Genomic DNA, 23,330 nt, shown 5'->3' on the forward strand with positions numbered 1-23,330 from the left:
CGCCCGCCCTGATCTGCCGCCTCAGCCCGCCAGCCCCTCTGCCATCGGCGCCGTCATCTGCCGCTCGAAGGCGCGCAGGCGCTTGTAGACCGAGATCTGCTCCACCACCGTGCTCCAGTTCAGCACCAGGAACTGGAACGACTCGAGCACCTTGTCGAACGCCCGCGCGATCTGCTGCATCACCCCCAGCGTGATGGCACCGGCCACCAGCGTGGGCCCGAGTGCCACCAGCGGCACGAGCACGCTCACCTGCAGGTAGGACCATTTCACGACGTCGAAATACAGGTAGTGGAAGAACAGCCGGAAGTAGTTGCGCCGCACGTCCTGGAACAACGCGGCGGCAGTGGGCGGGGATGCGCGGGCCGCGTCGTCCTCGCCCAGCACCAGTTCCTTGCGGTAGGCCGCCTCCACGCGCTGGTTCTGGAATTCGAGCCCCGGCAGCTTCACGCCCACCAGCGCCAGCAGCAGCGTGCCGCCCAGCGACCACAGCAGCGCCACCCAGACCAACGAGTGCGGCACGGCACCCAGCACCGGCAGCGCCGTGACCTTGTCCGAGAGCGTCCACAGGATGGGCAAAAACGCGGCCAGCGTCATCAGGCTGCGCATGAAGCTCAGCCCCAGGTCTTCCATGATGCGGGCGAAGCGCATCGTGTCCTCCTGCACCCGCTGCGCCGCGCCTTCGATGTGGCGCAGCCGGGGCCAGGCGGCCATGTAGTGCTCGTTCATGGCCTGCCGCCAGCGAAAGATGTAGTGCTTGGAGAAAAAGTCCACCAGCACCGCCGTGGTCACGTACAGCATGGCCACGTGCGTGAAGGTGGAAAGCTGGCGCCAGAACTCCTGCATCGTGATGCTGCCGGGCTGGCTCAGGCCCTTTTGCACCAGGTCGTAGAAGCTGCCGAACCAGTCGTTGATCTGCACGTCGAGCTCGACGCGGTACCAGGTGGCCAGCAGGATGACGATGGAGCCCAGGATCGACCAGGCCCACCACCGGCGAGAGAAAAAGAAGGACTTGAACATCGTGGATGCCGAGTTGTTATGGTTCTGCGGAATGTGATCGCGGCGTCGCGCGAACGTTCCGTGGCTGGCTCACGGTTCTTTCTGGCCGATGTCCCTGTCGTGGCCTCGCTGCCTGCACCTTCTGTCAGCCCGCATTTCCATCACGGCGCCCCCCTCGCGTCGCGCCGCATCGAGCCGCAGGGCACCGCGTCAGCGCTGGCGCTCCAGGAGCCAGCGCTCGGCGTCGGCCTGCTGGCCGAAGCGTGCCCAGTCCAGGGCCGTCTTGCCGTGCGGGTCGCGGCGCCACAGGTCGACGCCGCGGCCCTCCAGCCACCGCAGCACCGCCACCCGACCTTTGGCGGCCGCCAGCATGGCGGGCGTCTCGCCGCGGCTGGCGGGTGCGGGTTCGTCCAGCGGCTGACCCTGGTCGGCCAGCCATTGCAGGCACGGCACGCACCCGCTTTGCGCAGCCATGTGCACGGGGCCCCAGTCCCAGCGGTTGCGGGCTTGCAGGCTGGCACCGGCCTGCACCAGCCGCTGCGCCACGGCCAGATGGCCGCCCCAAAAAGCGCGCAGCAGCGCGGTGTCGCCCCGCTCGCTGTCTTTCTGCGTCTGGCGCAGGTCCGGCTGCGCGCCGGCCTTGAGCAGCAGGTTCACGTGGGCCATCTGCCCCCGGTGCGCCGCCAGCATCAACATGGAAGACCCGTTGTCCGCCAGCAGGTTCGGGTTGGCGCCATCGCGCAGGGCCTGCTCCAGCGCAGCGGCATCGCCGGCGTTCTGCGCATCCATCAGCCGGCCGTCCGGGCCCGACCAGGTCCGGTGCGACGCGGCACCGCCGGCTGCGTTGATGGTGGCGACGCCCACGGGACTGCGTGGCGCCCACCACAGGGCCACAACCACCGCGCCGATGAACAACCAGCCCCAGGCGGGGCGCGACACGTCCTGGCGCTGCGAACGCCGGGCGCCCGGCGTGAAGCGGCCGCGGCGGTCCTGCCAGGCCTTGGCAATGGCCCGGCCCACGCCGGCCGCAGCATCGGGCCCGTTCAGCGCCGGCGTGAGCTGCACCAGCGTGCCCTGCGCGTTGCGGCCATACACCGCATGGTGGTTGTTCTGCGCGCTGCCGCTGCCCGTGGCATACACGACCTTGTGCACCAGCGACTGGCTGGCATCGCCCGCCACCGATCTCACGGAGGTCCACATCCAGGAGCTGCAGCGCGCCACCACGCCATCGTCCTGCACCCGGGTCACCCAATTGCGCGTTGCCGCGTGCAGCGCCACGGCCAGCAGCCCCGCCGTCGCGGCCAGCCCGCCCCACGACTGGGGCAACACCACGCCATGCAGGCCAATACGGTCATTGACGAGCCATTCCATGGCCAGCGCCGCCAGCGCGATGCCGGCTCCCCAGCGCCAGGCCTGCTGCTCAAAGCTGATCTGCACGCCCTGCGGCAACTCCTGCAGGACAGCGCCTGCAGGCCACGCGGGGATGGTGCCCGGGATCTGCGCGGCCTCTGGCGGGGCAATGGGCTCCTCTCGCCGCCACACTGCGCGGGGGTCGAAGCGGTCCTCAGGCACCGAATCGCCAAAACCCACGGGGGCGGCCTTGACGGGCAGGTCGTAGGACAGCTCCACCGAACCATCGGCCCCCAGCAGTTCGACTCGCCAGTCGACCCGCTCCCGGCCCCGCTGCGCACCGTGGGCGGGTGCGTCTGGCGGCACCTCGAAACGTGCGACCAGCCGCAGGCCGCCGTCGGGCATGGGCTGCAGCGAGGCCGGGGCGTCCACCGCTTCGACCTGCCGCTCGGGCGAGCCGGAGCTCGATTCATCCACCCGGTACTGCGCCAGGCGCAGGCGCAGGGCCTGGGCGCCGGGCTGTGCAGCAGCACGGTGCGTCAACCGGAGTGTGACCTCCACCAAGCGGCCCGCCTGGGGCTGCTGGGGCAACGAGGTGAACGCCGAGCCCCGGTAGCGCCACACCATGCGGGTCTGGCGGATGGCCAGGCCCAGCATCAGCACACCGACCAGCACGAAGACGCCGATGAACCCCTGGGCCCAGCCCGACGCATTGCGGTCGGACCAGAGCAGCGCGGCCATGGGGAACGACAGGCCGCACCACAGCAGGCTGAAAATCCAGGCCCCGACCGCCGTGCCGTGCAGTGAATTGCGCGGGGCCGGCCCGCTGGCTGGCAGCTCGCCCTGCGCGGGCTGCGCCAGGCCCATCGACTCGCCGCGACCGATGAGCAGCAGCACAAAGACACAAGCCGCCACCACCCCCACCGCGGTGAAGATCAGAGCAAACGGCAAGCGAAAAATCTGCAGCCGCCACCGGATGGAAGAATCGATCAGCGAATGGGCAGGGTTGTCCGGATTCACCCGTACCGTGATGGGCTGGTCGCGGGCCTGCGCCTGCTGCAGCCGGCCGTGCCACTGCTGGTGCCAGTCGCCGATGTTGTCGGACCCGCTCTGCGCATCGAGCCCCACCCGTGTTCCCTCGTGGCGCGCGCCGTTGAACTCGTAGCGGTAGCGGGCCTGCACTTCGTACGTCGTGCCGCCCTTGCTGCCCGGGTGCCGCTTCAGCTCGGCGCTGATCACCTGCGCGGGTACCTGCTGCCACTGCCCCACCTGCCAGGCGGTCCACAGTGTCTGAGCCAGAGGCTTCAAACCGAAGAAGTAGCCCCCCAGGCCGAAGGCGACGGCAAAAATCGCGCTGAACACCAGCGCCCCTGCGCGCCCCATTGTGTTTTTCATGAATCCCTCCCTTGTCGTGGTGGTGGTTGTTGTTATTCCGCGAGCTTAGCTGCCAACATATGACAAATCAGTGACTGTCATGTTGCCGACAAACCACTGTCACGAGCCCCCCTCCCACAACGCGGGCCCCCATAAAAAAAGCGGCCCCGAAGGGCCGCTTGGCAGGCAACGGTCTGGCCGCCGCCGCGGGATCAGCAGGCCACGGCCGCCGACGCAGGCGCAGCCTTTGCGGCTTCTGCGTACTCTTCGATCTGGTCGAAGTTCATGTAGCGGTAGACGCTGGCCTTGTCGGCGTCGATCACGCCCATTTCCTTCAAGTACTCTTCCTTGGAAGGAAGGTAGCCCAGGCGCGACGCGATGGCAGCCAGCTCGGCAGAGCCGAGGTACACGTTGGTGTTCTTGCCCAGGCGGTTGGGGAAGTTGCGGGTCGAGGTGGAGATCACCGTCGCGCCTTCACGCACCTGTGCCTGGTTGCCCATGCACAGCGAGCAGCCGGGCATTTCGGTGCGCGCACCGGCCGTGCCGAACGCAGCGTAGTGGCCTTCCTTGATCAGCTCGCTCTCGTCCATCTTGGTGGGCGGTGCCACCCACAGCTTGACGGGGATGTCGCGCTGGCCGCCCAGCAGCTTGGCAGCTGCGCGGAAGTGGCCGATGTTGGTCATGCACGAGCCGATGAAGGCTTCATCGATCTTGGTGCCGGACACTTCGGACAGGAACTTGGCGTCGTCCGGATCGTTGGGGCAGCAGACGATGGGTTCCTTGATGTCGGCCAGGTCGATCTCGATCACGGCGGCGTACTCGGCGTCCTTGTCGGCTTCGAGCAGGTCGGGCTTGGCCAGCCAGGCTTCGACCTTCTCGATGCGGCGCTGCAGCGTCTTGGCGTCGGCATAACCGTCGGCGATCATGTTCTTCATCAGAACGATGTTGGACGTCAGGTATTCCTTGATCGGCTCGGGGTTGAGCTTGATCGTGCAGCCGGCGGCGGAGCGCTCGGCGGACGCGTCGGACAGCTCGAACGCCTGTTCGACCTTCAGGTCTGGCAGGCCTTCGATCTCGAGCACGCGGCCCGAGAAGGCGTTGATCTTGCCGGCCTTGGCCACCGTCAGCAGGCCCTGCTTGATGGCGTACAGCGGAATCGCGTGCACCAGGTCGCGCAGGGTCACGCCGGGCTGCATTTCGCCCTTGAAGCGCACCAGGATGGACTCCGGCATGTCCAGCGGCATCACGCCGGTGGCAGCGCCGAAGGCCACGAGGCCAGAGCCCGCTGGGAACGAGATGCCGATGGGGAAACGCGTGTGCGAGTCACCGCCGGTACCCACGGTATCGGGCAGCAGCAGGCGGTTGAGCCAGCTGTGGATCACGCCGTCGCCAGGACGCAGGGCCACGCCGCCGCGGTTGGAGATGAACGCTGGCAGTTCGCGGTGGGTCTTCACGTCCACGGGCTTGGGGTAGGCGGCCGTGTGGCAGAAGGACTGCATCACGAGGTCGGCCGAGAAGCCCAGGCAGGCCAGGTCCTTGAGCTCGTCGCGCGTCATCGGGCCGGTGGTGTCTTGCGAGCCCACGGTGGTCATCTTGGGTTCGCAGTAGGTACCGGGGCGCACGCCCTGGCCTTCGGGCAGGCCGACAGCGCGGCCGACCATCTTCTGCGCCAGCGTGAAGCCGGCCTGCGTGGCCACGGGTGGCGTCGGCAGGCGGAACACGGTGGAGGCTGGCAGGCCCAGGAATTCGCGGGCCTTGCTCGTCAGCGAGCGGCCGATGATGAGGTTGATACGGCCGCCGGCGCGCACTTCGTCGAACAGCACGTCGCTCTTGAGCTGGAACTCCACCACGGTGGCGCCGTCCTTGACGATCTTGCCGTCGTAGGGCATCACGTCGATGACGTCACCCATCTCCAGCTTGGACACGTCCACTTCGATCGGCAGCGAGCCCGAGTCTTCCTGCGTGTTGAAGAAAATGGGGGCGATCTTGCCACCCAGCGTGACACCGCCGAAGCGCTTGTTCGGCACGAACGGGATGTCCTGGCCGGTGGCCCAGACGATGGAGTTGGTGGCCGACTTGCGCGACGAGCCGGTGCCCACCACGTCGCCCACGTAGGCAACCAGGTGGCCCTTCTTCTTCAGGTCGTCGATGAACTGCATCGGGCCGCGCTTGCCGTCTTCTTCGGGCTTGAACACTGCGTCGGGACGGGTGTTCTTGAGCATGGCCAGGTAATGCAGAGGGATGTCGGGGCGGCTCCAGGCATCGGGTGCGGGCGACAGGTCGTCGGTGTTGGTTTCGCCAGGCACCTTGAACACGGTGACGGTGATCTTCTTGGCGACTTCAGGGCGCGACGTGAACCACTCGGCGTTGGCCCAGCTTTGCATGACTTCCTGCGCCTTGGCGTTGCCGGCCTTGGCCTTGGTCGCCACGTCATTGAAGAAGTCGAACATCAGCAGCGTCTTCTTGAGCGCATCGGCTGCAACGCCCGCCACTTCAGCGTCGTCCAGCAGTTCGATCAGGGGGTGCACGTTGTAGCCGCCCACCATGGTGCCCAGCAGCTCGGTGGCCTTGGACTTGGAGACCAGGCCCACCTGGATGTCACCGTGCGCCACGGCGGCCAGGAAGCTGGCCTTGACCTTGGCGGCGTCGTCCACGCCTGGGGGCACGCGGTGCGTGAGCAGGTCCAGCAGGAAGGCGTCTTCGCCAGCGGGCGGGTTCTTGATCAGCTCGATCAGTTCGGCCACTTGCTTGGCTTCCAGCGGCAGCGGCGGGATGCCCAGGGCGGCGCGCTCGGCCACGTGGTCACGGTAGGCTTTCAACATCATTTTTCTCCGGTTGCGTTCTAAAGTGGGGCGGCATGCAGCGGGCTGGCGCCGTCATCGCGACGGCACAGCCGGGCTGCACGCAGTTCGGTCTGTCTGTCTGTGTTGTTATGTGGTTGTTATGCGGGCAGCCTCTGGCGGCTTCGGCCTGGCAGGGCTTACTTGACCGTCATCGGCTCCAGCACGCTGACGGGCGGGTTCTTCTTGATGGCCTCGGCCACCAGTTGCTGCTCGGGGCTCATGCATTCGTCGGCCAGGCGCTGGCCGACCTTCTGGTTCATCAGCATGGACTTGTTGCCGATCTGCAGCCAGACCGCGCCGCCCTTCTGGTCTTCCAGGCGCACGGTGCCGGTGGTGGTGGCCACGGGCGACATGAAGTACTTGAAGCCCTTGCCTTCCACGTGGAAGTGGCCAGGCGATGCAGGCTCGGCAGTCACCGTCACGAAGGCGCCCAGCTCGCAGGGGATGCGGCCGGTGTGCACGCGATCGGCAATGGCCAGCTCGGCAGGCGACAGCGCAGCTTCAGCGGCAATGATGCCGGCGGCCACCTGGTTGGTCGCGCTCTTGAGCTGCGTGCGGCTGCTGGTGGGTTCGCTCTTGGCCACGGCCTTCTTGGGGGCCGCCTTCTCGGAGGACTTGGCAGACTTGGCTTCGGACTTCGCCGCCGGCTTGGCGGCAGGCTTGGCAGCGGCCTTGGTTTCAGACTTGGCCGCAGGCTTGGCGTCCGTTTGCGCCAGGGCGAGGGCTGGGGCCAGCAGCATCAAGGCAGAGGCGATAAGGAATTTCATGGAGGGTCCTGCGTGGGGGTGTGGGCGGGTATCTACAACTCAAGCGAAAGCCGGCGCGTCAAACCAATGGCGCACCGCCTGGGGAAGCGCGCGCCCGGTGCTGTGGGCGCGCTCGATGACCTGCCAGAAGAAACGGTAGCTGGCACGGTCGTGCAGCGTGCCGTCCATGCTGATCGGAGCCCAATCAGCATCGGCGGCAGCCGCTATTATTTTGGAAGCATGCTCGATATCGTCCTGCTGCGGCGCGAACGCTTGCAGGATGGGGCGGATCTGCGCCGGATGGATGCTCCACATGCGGGTGTAGCCCAGCTCGTGGGCAGCCTGGCTGGCCGCACGTTGCATGGCCGCCGTGTCGGCGAACTCCGTCACCACACAATGGGACGGCACCTTGCCGTGCGCGTGGCAGGCCGCGGCGATCTCCAGCTTGGCGCGCACCACCAGCGGGTGCGTGAACTGCCCGGCCGACGTCATGCCATGGGCCGGGATCGCACCGGCATGGGCCGACACGAAGTCCATGAGCCCGAAGCTCACGCTCTGCACGCGGGGATGGGCTGCGATCTCGAAGGCACGGTGCACAGCCGCCGGGGATTCGATCAGCACATGGATGGGCAGCTGCGAGGGCGACGCGCGGTCGATGGCGCGCTCGGCCAGCAGGACATCGTCCACCGACTCGACCTTGGGCACCATGATGTGGCACAGCCTGTGGCCCGCCTCGCCGGCGATCACGGCCACGTCGTTGGCGAATGCGGGGTGGTCCACCGCATGCACCCGGGCGGCCACGCGGGCGCCGGGGGCTGCGGCAACAGCCAGTGCAGCCACCAGCCGCGCGTGCTCGGACTCCAGACCGACGGGCGCCCCGTCCTCGCAATCGAGGGTGACATCAAAGACGCAGGTTCCGAACTCTTGCGTCATCTCGGCCTGCAATTGCAGGCTTTTGCGCATGCGCGCTTCCACGCCGCTGTAGTGGTCGCAGACCGGCAGAAAACCGGTCTGCGCCTGGGCGCCTAGAAGCACATCGCGCGGATGGGGTTGTGCAGCGCCCTGCCCCTGTTCAGGGGCTGGGGCGGCCCGAAGGCCCGATGCCTGTGGCGTCGGCTGCATGGTGCGGGCTGGTTTTACAGCAGGTGCTTGACGCCGTCCTGCTCGCCTTGCAGCTCGGCCAGGGTCTTGTTGATGGCTTCTTGCGAGAAGGCATCGATCTCCAGGCCTTCGACGATCTTGTACTCGCCGTTTTCGGTGGTGACCGGGAAGCCGAACACGATGCCGGCAGGAATGCCGTACTCGCCGTTTGATGGCACGCCCATCGTGACCCACTCGCCATTGGAGCCCAGGGCCCAGTCACGGATGTGGTCGATGGCGGCGTTGGCAGCCGAAGCGGCCGACGACAGGCCGCGGGCGGCGATGATGGCCGCGCCGCGCTTGCCCACGGTGGGCAGGAAGGTGTCGGCGTTCCAGACCTGGTCGTTCACCAGGTCCTTGATCGACTTGCCGTTGGTGGTGGCAAAGCGGTAGTCGGCGTACATGGTGGGCGAGTGGTTGCCCCACACGGTCAGCTTGCGGATATCGCCCACCTTGGTGCCGGTCTTGGCCGCCAGTTGCGAGGCAGCGCGGTTGTGGTCCAGGCGCAGCATGGCTGTGAAGTTCTTGGCTGGCAGGTCGGGGGCCGACTTCATGGCGATGTAGGCGTTGGTGTTGGCGGGGTTGCCCACCACCAGCACCTTGACGTTGCGCGAAGCCACTGCGTTCAGGGCCTTGCCCTGTGCGGTGAAGATCTGGGCGTTGGCGGCCAGCAGGTCGGCGCGCTCCATGCCGGGGCCGCGAGGACGGGCACCCACCAGCAGGGCGTAGTCGGTGTCCTTGAAGGCTTGCAGGGGATCGCTGTGGGCTTCGATGCCGGCCAGCAGAGGGAATGCGCAGTCTTCCAGCTCCATGATCACGCCCTTCAGGGCGTTCTGGGCCTTCTCGTCGGCGATTTCGAGCAGTTGAAGAATGACGGGCTGGTCCTTGCCCAGCATTTCGCCGGAGGCGATGCGAAACAGCAGGGCATAACCGATTTGGCCAGCAGCGCCGGTGACGGCCACGCGAACAGGCTTCTTGCTCATGGTGAAAACTCCAGGAAGTGAAAAAACAGAAGGTGATGCAAACAAGCACCAGCCTCTGTTACCAGCAGCCCGTGCCCCGCAAAACAGCCTTGGAGTGTACCGCTGATTGGACACCCCGGTCAATTTGTCTTATGTCTTATATAAGATATGATTGAGACCTCTTCGTCGTCCGCAAATCCCTGCCGCAACGCAGGGCTCCACCGCGCCCGCCTGCCATGTCCTCGCTTCCTTTCGCCGCCGACAACCCTGCTGCGCCACCGGGCACCGCGGGCGGTGCCACGCCGGCGTTCAGCCCGCTGTACCAGCAGATCAAGGGACTGATCCTGCAGAGCCTGCAACAGGGCGAATGGAAGCCCGGCGAAGCCATTCCGAGCGAGATGGAGCTGGCCGCCCGCTTTCGGGTCAGCCAGGGCACGGTGCGCAAGGCGATCGACGAACTGGCGGCCGAGAATCTGGTCATGCGCCGCCAGGGCAAGGGCACGTTCGTGGCCACACATGCCGAGCAGCATGTGCAGTACCGCTTTCTGAAACTGCTGCCCGACACCGGCGACGCCCGCGTCGAGGGCCCCGCCCAGCGCCGCGTGATCGACTGCCGCCGCGTGCGGGCCAATGCCGAAGTGGCGCGGGCGCTGGCCTTGCGCAGCGGCGATGCCGTCATGCAGGCCCGGCGCATCCTCGCCTTTGCAGGCGTGCCCACCATCCTGGAAGACATCTGGCTGCCCGGCCAGGCTTTCAAAGGGCTGACGGCAGACCAGTTGGCCAGCTACCAGGGTCCCACCTACGCGATGTTCGAGCTCGACTTCGGCGTACGCATGGTGCGGGCCGAAGAAAAGATCCGGGCCGTGCTGCCAGACGCGGAGCAGGCCGGCCTGCTGGGCATTGCGCCCACCACGCCGCTGCTGAGCGTGGAGCGCATTGCCTATACCTACAACGACGTTCCGATGGAGTTACGGCGTGGTCTGTACCTGACCGACACCCACCACTACCGTAATGAATTGAGCTGACTTCAAGCTGGCACCCGAGTATTAACCTCGAATATTGCGACCCGCTTGAAACCCCGGTTGTTGCGTTGCAATAGAATTTTGCGTTCTTTGCATCTCCGAATTACAAAGAAGTTACATCCACGAAAGCACTCAACATGACCGAGCTCGCCAAAAAACGGCCTGAATTTCGCAACATCAACGCGTTCAAGGACCTGACCACCTACCGCATGACGCCTGCAGCGTGGGTGTCGATCCTGCACCGCGGCAGCGGGCTGATCATGTTCCTGCTGCTGCCTTTCATCATCTGGATGTTCGACACCTCGGTGTCGTCTGAATTCTCGTTCGCCCGGTTCACCGCGGCGTTCAGCATCGGCATCGGCTTCGTGCCTGGCTGGTTCATCAAGCTCGTGGCCCTGGCCCTGATCTGGTCTTACCTGCACCATTTCAGCGCCGGCCTGCGCCACCTGTGGATGGACGTGAGCCACAGCGCCGTGAACAAGGAATTCGGCAAGACCTCGTCCATCGCAGTCTTCGTGGTCAGCATCACGCTGACCCTCGCGCTGGGCGCCAAGCTCTTCGGCCTGTACTGATCGATCCACCACCCCCGATAAAAAAAGCGGTGACTGCTGCCATTCCGCAGCCAACACCGCCGCACCAGAGGAAAGCAGCGATGTCTGTCAATTACGGTTCCAAACGCGTCGTCGTCGGCGCTCACTACGGCCTGCGCGACTGGCTCAGCCAGCGCGTCACCGCCATCCTGATGGCCCTGTTCACGCTGGCCCTGCTGGCCCAGGTGATCTTCTCCAAAGGCCCTCTGGGCTACGACAAATGGGCGGGCATCTTCTCGGCCCAGTGGATGAAGGTGCTGACCTTCACCGTGATCATCTCGCTGGCGTGGCACGCGTGGATCGGCATGCGCGAAATCCTGATGGACTACGTCAAGCCCGTGGGCATCCGCCTGGCACTGCAGGTTTTCACCATCGTCTGGCTCGTCGGCTGCGCCGGCTGGGGCATCCAGGTTCTGTGGCGTCTCTGATACCGATCCCCCGCGACTGAAGGCAAACAACAATGAGCTACACCAAAGCTAACATCACCAAGCGCAAGTTCGACGTCGTCATCGTCGGCGCCGGCGGCTCCGGCATGCGCGCATCGCTGGAACTGTCCCGCGCAGGCCTGAACGTGGCCTGCCTGTCCAAGGTGTTCCCCACCCGCTCGCACACCGTGGCGGCGCAGGGCGGCGTGTCCGCATCGCTGGGCAACATGAGCGAGGACAACTGGCACTACCACTTCTACGACACCATCAAGGGTTCGGACTGGCTGGGCGACCAGGACGCCATCGAGTTCATGTGCCGCGAAGCACCCAACGTGGTGATCGAGCTCGAACACTTCGGCATGCCGTTCGACCGCAACCCCGACGGCACCATCTACCAGCGCCCCTTCGGCGGCCACACCGCCAACTACGGTGAAAAGCCCGTGCAGCGCGCTTGCGCCGCGGCTGACCGTACCGGCCACGCCATGCTGCACACGCTGTACCAGCAGAACGTGAAGTCCAAGACCAACTTCTTCGTGGAGTGGATGGCCCTGGACCTGATCCGCAACGCCGAAGGCGACGTGGTCGGCGTGACCGCACTGGAGCTGGAAACCGGCGACCTGTACGAGCTGCACGCCAAGGCCGTGCTGCTGGCCACCGGCGGCGCGGGCCGCATCTTCGCGGCATCGACCAACGCCTTCATCAACACCGGCGACGGCCTGGGCATGGCCGCACGTGCCGGCATCCCGCTGCAGGACATGGAGTTCTGGCAGTTCCACCCCACCGGCGTGGCCGGCGCTGGCGTGCTGCTGACCGAAGGCTGCCGCGGCGAAGGCGCCATCTTGCTCAACAGCAATGGCGAACGCTTCATGGAGCGCTATGCGCCTACCCTGAAGGACCTGGCACCGCGCGACTTCGTGTCGCGCTCGATGGACCAGGAAATCAAGGAAGGCCGTGGCTGTGGTCCCAACAAGGACTACATCCTGATGAAGCTCGACCACCTGGGCGCGGACACCATCCGCAAGCGCCTGCCGTCGGTCGAAGAAATCGGCCACAACTTCGCCAACGTGGACATCACCAAGGAACCGATCCCTGTGGTGCCCACCATCCACTACCAGATGGGTGGCATCCCCACCAACATCAACGGCCAGGTCGTGGTGCACGACGGCCAGCAGAACAACGTGGTCAACGGTCTCTACGCCGTGGGCGAATGCTCGTGCGTGTCGGTCCACGGCGCCAACCGCCTGGGCACCAACTCGCTGCTGGACCTGCTGGTCTTCGGCAAGGCGGCTGGCAAGCACATCGTCAACTTCGTCAAGGAATCCGGCGAGCACAAGCCAGTGCCTGCCGACGGCTCTGACCGCACACTGACGCGCCTGAACCAGCTGCAGGACTCCAACGAAGGCATCTACGCGCAGGACGTGGCCAACGACATCCGCGCCGGCATGCAACTGCACGCCGGCGTGTTCCGCACGCAGACCAGCATGGACGAAGGCGTGGGCAAGATCAACGCGATCCGCGACCGCGTGAGCGGCGTGACCCTGAAGGACAAGTCCAAGGTCTGGAACACGGCCCGCATGGAAGCGCTGGAAGTCGACAACCTGATCGAAGTGGCCCAGGCCACGATGACCTCCGCCGCAGCCCGCAAGGAATGCCGTGGCGCACACACCGTGTACGACTACGAGCACCCTGCCGACCACGCAGAGTTCCCTCTGGGCCGCAACGACAAGGAGTGGATGAAGCACACCCTGTGGCACAGCGCGAACAACAGCCTGACCTACAAGCCCGTCAACCTCAAGCCCCTGACGGTGGACAGCGTGCCTCCCAAGGTCCGTACGTTCTGATGAACCAGCAGCCTCACGAAAGAACAACATGAAGCGCACCTTTCAAATCTACCGCTACGACCCGGACAAGGACGCCAAGCCCTACATGCAGACCATCGAGATCGAGCTCGACGGCCACGAACGCATGCTGCTGGATGCCCTGGTCAAGCTCAAGGAGCAAGACCCCTCGCTGTCGTTCCGTCGCTCGTGCCGCGAAGGCGTGTGCGGCTCCGACGCGATGAACATCAACGGCAAGAACGGCCTGGCGTGCCTGACGAACATGAACACCCTCAAGGGCACCATCGTTCTCAAGCCCCTGCCCGGCCTGCCGGTCATCCGCGATTTGATCGTGGACATGACGCAGTTCTTCAAGCAGTACAACTCGATCAAGCCCTACCTCATCACCGAGGACCTGGCGCCCGAGAAGGAACGCCTGCAGAGCCCCGAAGAGCGCGAAGAGCTCAACGGCCTGTACGAGTGCATCCTGTGCGCCAGCTGCTCCACCAGCTGCCCCAGCTTCTGGTGGAACCCCGACAAGTTCGTGGGCCCCGCCGGCCTGCTGCAGGCCTACCGCTTCATCGCCGACAGCCGCGACGAAGCCACGGGTGCGCGCCTGGATAACCTGGAAGACCCGTACCGCCTGTTCCGCTGCCACACCATCATGAACTGCGTGGACGTGTGCCCCAAGGGCCTGAACCCCACGAAGGCCATCGGCAAGATCAAGGAACTGATGGTGCGCCGCGCCGTCTGACCTTATCCAGAGCATCACCTTCATGTCCGACACCCCGACCCCGGTCCTGCCATCGCCCTCCGATGTGCTCGACGACCGCGAACGCGCAAAGCTGCACTGGCGCTGCCGGCGCGGCCTGCTGGAGAACGATCTCTACATCGAGAACTTCTTCGCCAAGCACGGGGCGGGCCTGACCTGGCGCCAGGCCCACGGCATGAACACGCTCATGGACCTGGCGGACAACGACCTCCTGGACCTGGTGCTCGCGCGGCGCGAGCCCGAAGGCGAACTGGATACAGAAGAAGTGCGTGAAGTACTCGGCATGCTGCGGCTCAGTGGTGGCGCAGTACGGCCACGGCCCTGAGCAAGACCTGAGACAAGGCCTGAACCCCCGGATTACCGGCAACCTACCCAAGGAAAGTAACAATGAAGCTAGCTGACAACAAAGCCACCCTGTCGTTCAGTAACGGCAGCCCCAGCGTGGACCTGCCGGTCTACCAGGGCAGCATTGGCCCGGACGTCATCGACATCCGCAAGCTGTATGCGCAAACGGGCATGTTCACCTATGACCCGGGCTTCCTGTCGACGGCAGCCACCCAGTCGGCCATCACGTACATCGATGGCGACAAGGGCGAACTGCTGTACCGCGGCTACCCCATTGAGCAGTTGGCGCAAAACTGCGACTTCCTGGAAACCTGCCACCTGCTGCTGTACGGTGACCTGCCCAACGAAGCCCAGAAGACCGACTTCACCAGCCGCGTGACCAACCACACCATGGTCAACGAGCAGATGCAGTTCTTCCTGCGTGGCTTCCGCCGTGACGCGCACCCCATGGCCGTGCTGACCGGCCTGGTGGGCGCCCTGTCGGCCTTCTACCATGACAGCACCGACATCAACAACCCGCAGCACCGCGAGATCGCTGCCATCCGCCTGATCGCCAAGATGCCCACCCTGGTGGCCATGGCGTACAAGTACGGCGTGGGCCAGCCCTACATGTACCCGCAGAACAACCTGAGCTACGCAGGCAACTTCCTGCGCATGATGTTCGGCACGCCCTGCGAAGAGTACAAGGTCAACCCCGTGCTGGAACGCGCGCTGGACCGCATCTTCATCCTGCACGCAGACCACGAGCAGAACGCATCGACCTCCACCGTGCGTCTGTGCGGCTCGTCGGGCACCAACCCGTTCGCAGCCATCGCTGCCGGCGTGGCGTGCCTGTGGGGCCCTGCCCACGGCGGTGCCAACGAAGCAGCCCTGAATATGCTGTACGACATCCAGGCCCAAGGCGGCGTGGAGAAGATCGGCGACTTCATCAAGCAGGTCAAGGACAAGAACTCCGGCGTCAAGCTCATGGGCTTTGGCCACCGCGTGTACAAGAACTACGACCCGCGCGCCAAGCTCATGCAAGAGACTTGCAATGAAGTGCTGGCCGAACTGGGCCTGGAAAACGACCCCCTGTTCAAGCTGGCCAAGGAACTGGAAAAGATCGCCCTGGAAGACGACTACTTCGTGCAGCGCAAGCTCTACCCGAACGTCGACTTCTACTCCGGCATCGTGCAGCGCGCCATCGGCATCCCCGTGAACCTGTTCACCGGCATCTTCAGCCTGGCCCGCACCGTCGGCTGGATCGCCCAGCTGAACGAAATGATCGGCGACCCCGAGTACAAGATCGGCCGCCCCCGCCAGCTGTTCACGGGCTCCGAGCGCCGTGATGTGCCGCCCATCGGCAAGCGTTGATTGGCAGCCTGGTACCTTGAAGTCTCCGGTCTTCGAGGTACCTGCTCTGGAAAGCCCGCTTCGGCGGGCTTTTTTCATGGTGTACCGCGCCTGCCCATGCGCAAAGCAGCCGGCGAGCCAGTAGGATGGCGCAGAGGACGGCGCCGCGGCTCCGGCCGATCGGTACCCATGAGCGACGCAGCCCACCCATGCATCCCCTCAAGCGCATCAATCACCTGGGCTCGGCGGTCCTGCTGGTCCTCGCCGTGCTGCTGGCCTTCGTCCTCATGCTGCCCGAGCTGGGCATCGCGGCAGGTTGGAAGCCCAAGACCACGCCCTACCGGCTGGTCAATAACCCGTTCATCGGCTGGTCCCTGGTGGTTGCACTCGGCGCTGGCCTGGTGCTGATCCGCGCGGGATCGGAGCTTTCCCAGTGCATGAGCGCGCTGGTGCTTGTCGGCCTGGTCTTCGGCCTGGCCATCGTCAGCGGGCTTTTCTGGGACCCCTGGCTGTGCCCCGCCCTGGTGGCAGCCGTGCTACCGATCCAGAAGGCGGCGATCCAACGGCTCCAGACGCTGGCACACCATCGGCCTGCAGGTTCGCGGGGATAGCGAGGGCGGCATCACAGCCCGTCAACGCCGCCCTTGCCCACCGAAACGCTCCCGATATGCCTGCGGCGCAATCCCCAAATGCCGCACGAACAGCTGCCGCAGCGCCTGCTCCGATCCCATGCCCACGCGCGCGGCCACGGTCTTGAGCGGTAGCGTGGACTGCGACTCGAGCAGCCGCCGCGCGCCTTCGAGCCGCGCGGCATCCACAAACGCCGAAGGCGTCTGCCCCGTCTCCTGCACGAACACCCGCCGAAAGTGACGCTCGCTCATGGCAGCGCGGTCGGCCAGCGCGGCCAGGGACATGGGCTCCTGCAAGTTCTCCAGCACCCAGGTCTGCACGGCCTGGATGTCGCGGTGGGCGGTGCCCTGGCTGGCCAGTTGCACGCTGAACTGCGACTGGCCACCGGGGCGCTTGAGGTACATGACCAGGTCGCGCGCCACCTCCAGCGCCAGGGCGTGGCCAAAGTCTTCTTCCACCAGGGCCAGGGCGAGGTCGATGCCGGCGGTGACGCCTGCAGAAGTCCACAGCGGGCCGTCGCGCACGTAGATGGCGTCGGGGTCCACGTCGATGGCGGGGTAGCGCTGGCGCAGCAGAGCGGCCACGCTCCAGTGGGTGGCGGCGCGGCGGCCGTCGAGCAAACCGGCGGCGGCCAGGAAGAAGCTGCCGGAGCACAGGGCGATCATGCGGTCCACACGCGGCGCGACGCGGGCGGCCCAGGCCACCAGGTCGGGCGAGGCGGCCAGTACCTGTTCGATGTTGCGCGAGCCGACCAGCACAACGGTGCAGCCCGGGCCGCCCTCTCCTTTTTCTTGCTGCAGCTCCAGCTCGGCCAGGGTGTGGGTGGCGGTCAGGGCCATCAGGGTGTCGGACTGCACGGCCCCGGCCTGCGCCGCCACCACCCGCACTGCGTAGCCATCAGGCCGGCCGTGCTGGCGCAGGTGCACGTTGGCATAGTCGAACACGGACATGGGCCCCACGGCCTCCAGCGCCTTGAAGCCGGGGTACACGACCAGATCGACGCGGTGGGGCTTGCCGGCGGGGTGGTGGTGTTGCTGTGTTTGTGATTGTGGGTGGTGGTGGTTGGCGTCCATGCGGCGTGGCAGTGCGGAAAAGGCAATGCAACTATACGAGAGTCCATGTCCGCCAAAGCCATGAACAGTGGTATTCGGCCATACCCCCAAGGTCTGCGGCCATGGGGTTCTGAGCACGGCGCACATGGCCTACAGTCACGACGTCAACGCACGCCACATGGCCACAGAGCCTTTGGCGCCCCTCCCCTCTGCCAACCCATTCCCACAGACCATGACCATCAAATCCAAAGCCGCCGTGGCCTTCAAGGCCGGAGAACCCCTGCAGATCGTCGAGATCGACGTGGCGCCGCCGAAAAAGGGCGAGGTGCTGATCCGCATCACCGACACCGGCGTGTGCCACACCGATGCGTTCACTCTGAGCGGTGACGACCCCGAAGGCCTGTTCCCCGTGGTGCTGGGCCACGAGGGCGCAGGCATTGTGGTGGAAGTGGGCGAAGGCGTGACCAGCGTGAAGCCGGGCGACCATGTGATCCCGCTGTACACCGCCGAATGCGGCGAGTGCCTGTTCTGCAAGAGCGGCAAGACCAACCTGTGCGTGGCCGTGCGCGCCACGCAGGGCAAGGGCGTGATGCCCGACGGCACGACGCGTTTCAGCTACAACGGCCAGCCGATCTACCACTACATGGGCTGCTCGACCTTCAGCGAATACACCGTGGTGGCCGAGGTCTCGCTGGCCAAGATTCACCCCGACGCCAATCCCGAGCAGGTGTGCCTGCTGGGCTGCGGCGTGACCACGGGCCTGGGCGCGGTGAAGAACACGGCGAAGGTGCAGGAGGGCGACACGGTCGCAGTGTTCGGCCTGGGCGGCATCGGCTTGGCAGTGATCCAGGGCGCCAAGCTGGCAAAGGCCGGGCGCATCATCGCCCTCGACACCAACCCCTCCAAGTTCGACCTGGCCCGCACCTTCGGCGCCACGGACTGCATCAACCCCAAGGACTTCGACAAGCCGATCCAGCAGGTGATCGTGGAGATGACGACCTGGGGCGTGGACCACAGCTTCGAGTGCATCGGCAACGTGAACGTGATGCGTGCGGCGCTGGAATGCGCGCACCGCGGCTGGGGCCAGTCGGTGATCATCGGCGTGGCGGGTGCGGGGCAGGAGATTTCCACCCGCCCCTTCCAGCTGGTCACGGGCCGCAAGTGGCTGGGCACGGCGTTCGGCGGCGTGAAGGGCCGCAGCGAGCTGCCCGGCATGGTGGAAGACGCCATGGCCGGCAAGATCCAGCTGGAGCCGTTCGTGACGCACACGATGGGCCTCAAGGACATCAACGAGGCGTTCGACTTGATGCATGAGGGCAAGTCGATCCGCTCGGTGGTCAAGTACGCTGCCTGATCGATCGGGTGAACAAGGGGGTGGCGGAAGCAGGTGCCGGGCGTCGGTCTTAGTGCACATGCCCCAGCTCGCGTGCCAGCACGCGTGCAACGATGCGCGGACGCCTTCCTCCGCCCTTTCGGGTCGAGCTTGGCGACGCCTCGCCGTGTGGCCTGACGAGCCCGCAACCCGTTCGGGCTGAGCCTGTCGAAGCCTCGCGCTACGCATCGACAAGGCTCAGCGTGACCGGGGTTCTCGTTTTTGACTGTGCAGCGGCCTGATTTCAGATAAAAACAGCCCCTACCGCTTGCCTATCAAGCGCATCCAGCTATATTTTTGAGAGCAAAACCATGACAACCTCCCTGGAACTGCTCAGCAGCCATACCTGCTTTGGCGGCGAGCAGCGCTTCTACCAGCACGCCTCCACCGAGATCGGTCTGCCGATGAAGTTCTCGGTCTTTCTGCCGCCCGCAGCGCAGCACGGGCCCGTGCCGGCCCTGCTGTACCTGGCGGGGCTGACCTGTACCGAAGAAACCTTCATGGTCAAGGCCGGAGCCCAGCGCCTGGCGGCCGAACTGGGCCTGGCGCTCATAGCGCCCGACACCAGCCCGCGTGGCGCCAACCTGCCGGGCGAGGCCGAGAGCTGGGACTTTGGCGTGGGTGCGGGGTTCTACCTCGACGCTACGGCAGAGCCCTGGGCGCGCCACTGGCGCATGGAAAGCTATCTGATGAAGGAACTGCTGCCCCAGGTGGTGGCGCAGTTGCCGGTCGATGGTGAACGGCTAGGTATCTTCGGCCATTCGATGGGCGGGCATGGCGCGCTGACGCTGGCCCTGCGCCATCCGGGGCGGTTCAAGAGCCTGTCGGCGTTTGCGCCCATCTGCGCGCCCACGCAGTGCCCCTGGGGAGAAAAGGCCTTCGCCGGGTACCTGGGCGCGGACCGCACGGGCTGGATCGAGCACGATGCCACCGTGCTGATGCAGCACCAGCCGGTGGCGCCCTACCCCGCGGGCATTCTCATCGACCAGGGGCTGGCCGATAAATTCTTGGCCACGCAGTTGCACCCCCACCTGTTCGACGCCGCCTGCCAGGCCATCGGCCAGCCGCTGACCTTGCGCCAGCACGCCGGCTACGACCACGGCTACTACTTCATCCAGACCTTCATGGCCGACCACCTGAAGCACCACGCCGCTCACTTGCAGCTCATTCCACGTTAATGCGGCCTTAAGTCTCGGGCGCCACAGTGCGCCCATGCCTTTGATCCTGCAGCGCCTGCTGCTCTCCCCCGCGGCCGTGGGCGTTGCCCCCCGGCCTGGCGCTGCCGCCGCGCCCCGTGCCTTGCACCCTGCCTGGGTGGTGGTGTTCATCAGCGTCTGGCTGGCCGCGGCGTGCAATGTGCCGCTGTGGCGCGAAGTGGCCCAGTTGCCCGGCCATGGCAGCCTGCGCGGCTGGTTGTTTGCGGCGGCATTCTTCGTCATCGTGGCGGCGGGCAATGCAGCGCTGCTCAGCCTGCTGGCGTGGCGCCTCACGCTCAAGCCTGCCGCTGCGGTGCTGGTGGTCATGGCGGCCTTCGGCGCGTATTTCATGCTGGCCTACGGCATCACCATCGACGCGAGCATGCTGGTCAACGTGCTGCAGACCGACGCCCATGAGGCCGCCGACGTGCTCAGCTGGCGCATGGCCGGCACTGTGTTCGCGCTGCTGGCGCCGCCGCTGGTGTGGCTGTACCGCACGCCGGTGCGGCGCTTGAGCACGGTGCGGCAGGTGGCGCACAACGGCGCGCTGCTGCTGGGTGCCATCGCCGTCATCGTGGTGTGCCTGCTGATGGTGTTCCAGGACTTTGCCTCCACCATGCGCAACCACACCAAGCTGCGCTACCTCATCAACCCGCTCAACACCGTGTATGCGCTGGGCAACATCGCCACCCGGCCCTTGCGCATCGACGGCAGCAAGCTGCTGCCGCTGGGCCGCGATGCGCAGCTGGGTGCGAGCTACGTGGGCCAGAAAGCACCGCCCCTGCTGGTGCTGGTGCTGGGCGAAACCGGCCGCAGCGGCAACTTCGGGCTCAACGGCTATGCGCGTGACACCACCCCGCTGCTGTCGGCGCGCACCGACCTGGTCAGCGCGCGCAACGCCTGGTCCTGCGGCACCAGTACCGCAGCCTCCGTGCCGTGCATGTTCTCGCACCTGGGGCGCACCGGCTACGAGGCGCGCGCCGCCAATTTCGAGAGCCTGATCGACGTGCTGCACAATGCCGGCCTGGCCGTGCTGTGGGTGGACAACCAGTCGGGCTGCAAGGGCGTGTGCGACCGGGTGAGCAACGACATCAATACCTCGGCACTGAAGGACCCCGCGCTGTGCGCAGCCCGCGGCGAATGCCTGGACCGCATCATGCTCAAGGACCTGGACGCGCACATCGCCGCGCTGCCTGCCGAACAGCGCCAACGCGGCACGGTGGTGGTGCTGCACCAGTTGGGCAGCCACGGCCCGGCGTACTCCAAGCGCTCCTCGCCCGAGCTCAAGAAGTTCATGCCCGAATGCGCATCGACCGCGCTGCAGGAATGCGAACGCCAGCAGGTGGTGAACGCCTACGACAACAGCATCCGGGAGACGGATCTGTTCCTCGAATCGGTGCTCAAATGGCTCTCCACGCGCTCTGATCAACCGGAAGCAGCTATGATTTATGTAGCAGACCACGGCGAGTCGCTGGGCGAGAACAACATCTACCTGCACGGCCTGCCCTACGCCATTGCGCCCGACGTGCAAAAGCATGTGCCCTGGCTCACCTGGCTGTCGCCTGCAATGCAGTCCCGCTCCAGCCTGCCGACAGGCTGCCTGCAGCAGGACCTGGCGCAGCGGCGCATCACGCACGACAACTACTTTCATTCCGTGCTCGGCCTGATGGACGTGACAACGGGCGCCTACAACCCCGACCTGGACATGTTCACGGCCTGCAGGAACAAATCGCAGTCCATGGCCGCAGCCGCTTCTGCAGGCAGCCGGCTGTGATTCTGGGCCTGCGATGAAAAGCGCTGAACGTATCCGCACCGCGCAAGCAACGCGTTAGTCCAGCTGTCCCTGGCAGATGTATTTGGTGTGCAGGTAGTCGTCCAGCCCGTGCGTGGAGCCCTCGCGGCCGTAGCCTGATTCCTTGACGCCACCGAACGGCGCGGCCTCTGCCGAGATGGCGCCTTCGTTGATGCCCACGATGCCCGTCTCCAGCGCGTCCGCCACGCGCCAGATGCGGCGCACGTCGGTGCTGTAGAAGTACGCCGCCAGCCCGAACGGCGTGTCGTTGGCCGCGGCGACCACCTCGGCCTCGTCGTGGAAGATGGTCAGCGGCGCCACAGGGCCGAAGGTTTCCTCACAGGCGCAGGCCATGCTCGCGTCCGCACCGGCAAGCACGGTGGGGGCGTAGTAGGTGGCACCCGGTGCGGTCAGGCGCTTGCCGCCAGTGAGCACCTGGGCGCCCTTGGCGATGGCATCGTGCACATGGCGCTCTATCTTCTGCACTGCCCGTTCGTTGATCATCGGGCCGATCTGCGAGGCAGGGTCGCTGGCGGGGCCCACCTTCAGCGCTGCGACCCGGGCGGTGAGCTGACTGGCAAATGCCTCGTGGACACTGGCATGCACGAACACCCGGTTGGGGCACACGCAGGTCTGGCCACCGTTTCTGAACTTGGCGGCCATGAAGCCGTCCACGGCCGCGCCGATGTCCGCGTCTTCAAACACGATGAAGGGAGCGTTGCCGCCCAGCTCCAGCGACAGCTTCTTGAGCGTGTCGGCGCTGCGCCGCGCCAGGTGCTTGCCCACAGGCGTGGAGCCGGTGAAGGTGATCTTGCGCACGCGGGCCTCATCGAGCCACACGTCCACAACGTCGGGCGTTCGCTCGCGTGAAGCGGTCACGATGTTGAGCACGCCCGGAGGCACCCCCGCCTCGTGCGCCAGCAGCACCAGGGCCAGCGAGGTGAGCGGGGTGTCCTCGGCCGGTTTGCACACCACCGTGCAACCTGCGGCCAGCGCCGGGGCGATCTTGCGCGCGATCATCGCGGCCGGAAAGTTCCACGGCGTGATGGCGGCCACCACGCCCACGGGCTCGCGCAGCGCGAACATGCGCCGGCGGGGCACCGGGGCCGGGATGATTTCGCCGTTCATGCGCGTGGCCTCCTCGGCAAACCATTCGATATAGCTGGCGGCGTAGGCCACCTCGCCCTGGCCTTCGGCCAAGGGTTTGCCCTGCTCCAGCGAGATCAGCTTGCCCAGGTCGTCCTGGTGGGCCACCACCAGATCGTTCCAGCGCTTGATGATGGCGGCGCGCTGTTTGGCGGGTACCTTCTTCCATGCCGGGAAAGCGGCGTGCGCGGCTTCCAGCGCGGCCAGCGCCTCGGCAGCGCCGGAGTCAGGAACGCGGGTGATCGTCTCGCCGGTGGCGGGGTCGGTGACGGCAAAGCGCGCTGTAGCGGTGTCGGTCCAGGCGCCGGCAATGAAGTTGGCGTTGCGGATCAGGTCGTGGCGGGTGAGGGCAAGGGTCTGTGGCATGGGGTTGCGGGCGTGGTGTGTGGCACAGGGTGCGGGCGTGGGCGATGGGCTTGGATGGCGGG

General features: G+C 66.0%; 19 protein-coding genes. 11 read left to right on the plus strand and 8 right to left on the minus strand.

The features are described from left to right. Positions 1–21 precede the first annotated feature (21 nt). The 6 genes from sbmA to ASF16_RS17705 all read right to left on the minus strand — a co-directional run bounded on the left by sbmA (position 22) and on the right by ASF16_RS17705 (position 9,432). Complete coding sequence (sbmA, locus tag ASF16_RS17680; protein WP_056170194.1) at positions 22–1,017, minus strand: peptide antibiotic transporter SbmA; 996 nt, start codon at positions 1,015–1,017, stop codon at positions 22–24. 189 nt (positions 1,018–1,206) lie between these two features. Continuing rightward, positions 1,207–3,741, minus strand: coding sequence for an ankyrin repeat domain-containing protein (locus ASF16_RS17685; protein ID WP_056170196.1), 2,535 nt, complete (start codon positions 3,739–3,741; stop codon positions 1,207–1,209). Positions 3,742–3,932: 191 nt separating this feature from the next. Next, positions 3,933–6,542, minus strand: a complete 2,610-nt coding sequence (gene acnB, locus ASF16_RS17690; RefSeq protein WP_056170739.1) for a bifunctional aconitate hydratase 2/2-methylisocitrate dehydratase — start codon at positions 6,540–6,542, stop codon at positions 3,933–3,935. Between the two features lie 158 nt (positions 6,543–6,700). Next, positions 6,701–7,330, minus strand: coding sequence for a hypothetical protein (locus ASF16_RS17695; RefSeq protein WP_056170200.1), 630 nt, complete (start codon positions 7,328–7,330; stop codon positions 6,701–6,703). A gap of 39 nt (positions 7,331–7,369) precedes the next feature. Continuing rightward, positions 7,370–8,431 (minus strand): CoA ester lyase, encoded by a 1,062-nt coding sequence (locus ASF16_RS17700; RefSeq protein ID WP_082517010.1) that lies wholly within the window; start codon positions 8,429–8,431, stop codon positions 7,370–7,372. A 14-nt stretch (positions 8,432–8,445) separates the two neighbouring features. Beyond that, positions 8,446–9,432, minus strand: a complete 987-nt coding sequence (locus ASF16_RS17705) for a malate dehydrogenase (protein ID WP_056170206.1) — start codon at positions 9,430–9,432, stop codon at positions 8,446–8,448. A 215-nt stretch (positions 9,433–9,647) separates the two neighbouring features. Between ASF16_RS17705 and ASF16_RS17710 the strand changes: the two genes are divergently transcribed. The 8 genes from ASF16_RS17710 (at position 9,648) to ASF16_RS17745 (ending at position 16,325) form a co-directional block, all read left to right on the plus strand. Further along, positions 9,648–10,436: a GntR family transcriptional regulator gene (locus tag ASF16_RS17710; protein WP_056170208.1), complete on the plus strand. Its 789-nt coding sequence runs from the start codon at positions 9,648–9,650 to the stop codon at positions 10,434–10,436. 134 nt (positions 10,437–10,570) lie between these two features. Continuing rightward, positions 10,571–11,005, plus strand: coding sequence for a succinate dehydrogenase, cytochrome b556 subunit (gene sdhC / locus ASF16_RS17715; protein WP_056170211.1), 435 nt, complete (start codon positions 10,571–10,573; stop codon positions 11,003–11,005). A gap of 80 nt (positions 11,006–11,085) precedes the next feature. Beyond that, on the plus strand, positions 11,086–11,451 hold the full coding sequence (gene sdhD / locus ASF16_RS17720; RefSeq protein ID WP_056170214.1) for a succinate dehydrogenase, hydrophobic membrane anchor protein: 366 nt from the start codon (positions 11,086–11,088) through the stop codon (positions 11,449–11,451). Positions 11,452–11,483: 32 nt separating this feature from the next. Beyond that, positions 11,484–13,289 carry a succinate dehydrogenase flavoprotein subunit gene (sdhA, locus tag ASF16_RS17725; RefSeq protein WP_056170217.1) on the plus strand — a complete coding sequence of 602 codons (1,806 nt, stop codon included), beginning with the start codon at positions 11,484–11,486 and terminating at the stop codon, positions 13,287–13,289. A gap of 28 nt (positions 13,290–13,317) precedes the next feature. Further along, a complete protein-coding gene (locus ASF16_RS17730; RefSeq protein ID WP_056170220.1) occupies positions 13,318–14,019 on the plus strand; it encodes a succinate dehydrogenase iron-sulfur subunit in 702 nt (233 codons plus the stop codon). A 22-nt stretch (positions 14,020–14,041) separates the two neighbouring features. Continuing rightward, entirely contained in the window at positions 14,042–14,362 is a 321-nt protein-coding gene (locus tag ASF16_RS17735; RefSeq protein WP_056170223.1) for a succinate dehydrogenase assembly factor 2, read from the plus strand. A 62-nt stretch (positions 14,363–14,424) separates the two neighbouring features. Continuing rightward, positions 14,425–15,735, plus strand: coding sequence for a citrate synthase (locus ASF16_RS17740; protein WP_056170226.1), 1,311 nt, complete (start codon positions 14,425–14,427; stop codon positions 15,733–15,735). A gap of 188 nt (positions 15,736–15,923) precedes the next feature. Next, on the plus strand, positions 15,924–16,325 hold the full coding sequence (locus tag ASF16_RS17745) for a hypothetical protein (RefSeq protein ID WP_056170229.1): 402 nt from the start codon (positions 15,924–15,926) through the stop codon (positions 16,323–16,325). A gap of 21 nt (positions 16,326–16,346) precedes the next feature. Here ASF16_RS17745 and ASF16_RS17750 read toward each other — a convergent pair whose 3' ends face one another. Next, positions 16,347–17,417 (minus strand): GlxA family transcriptional regulator, encoded by a 1,071-nt coding sequence (locus tag ASF16_RS17750; protein ID WP_200926924.1) that lies wholly within the window; start codon positions 17,415–17,417, stop codon positions 16,347–16,349. Between the two features lie 217 nt (positions 17,418–17,634). Here ASF16_RS17750 and ASF16_RS17755 point away from each other — a divergent pair, with 217 nt between their 5' ends. The 3 genes from ASF16_RS17755 (at position 17,635) to ASF16_RS17765 (ending at position 21,738) form a co-directional block, all read left to right on the plus strand. Next, the gene (locus ASF16_RS17755) at positions 17,635–18,750 is read left to right on the plus strand and encodes an S-(hydroxymethyl)glutathione dehydrogenase/class III alcohol dehydrogenase (RefSeq protein ID WP_056170746.1); all 1,116 of its coding nucleotides are present in this window, start codon (positions 17,635–17,637) and stop codon (positions 18,748–18,750) included. A 329-nt stretch (positions 18,751–19,079) separates the two neighbouring features. Beyond that, entirely contained in the window at positions 19,080–19,946 is an 867-nt protein-coding gene (gene fghA / locus ASF16_RS17760; RefSeq protein ID WP_056170230.1) for an S-formylglutathione hydrolase, read from the plus strand. Between the two features lie 34 nt (positions 19,947–19,980). Further along, entirely contained in the window at positions 19,981–21,738 is a 1,758-nt protein-coding gene (locus ASF16_RS17765; RefSeq protein ID WP_056170233.1) for a phosphoethanolamine transferase, read from the plus strand. Between the two features lie 54 nt (positions 21,739–21,792). Here the strand turns inward: ASF16_RS17765 and ASF16_RS17770 are convergent, their stop codons facing one another. Then, the gene (locus ASF16_RS17770) at positions 21,793–23,268 is read right to left on the minus strand and encodes an NAD-dependent succinate-semialdehyde dehydrogenase (RefSeq protein ID WP_056170236.1); all 1,476 of its coding nucleotides are present in this window, start codon (positions 23,266–23,268) and stop codon (positions 21,793–21,795) included. Positions 23,269–23,330 lie beyond the last annotated feature (62 nt).

Source organism: Acidovorax sp. Leaf78 (assembly GCF_001422735.1).
Classification (GTDB): Bacteria; Pseudomonadota; Gammaproteobacteria; order Burkholderiales; family Burkholderiaceae_C; genus Acidovorax.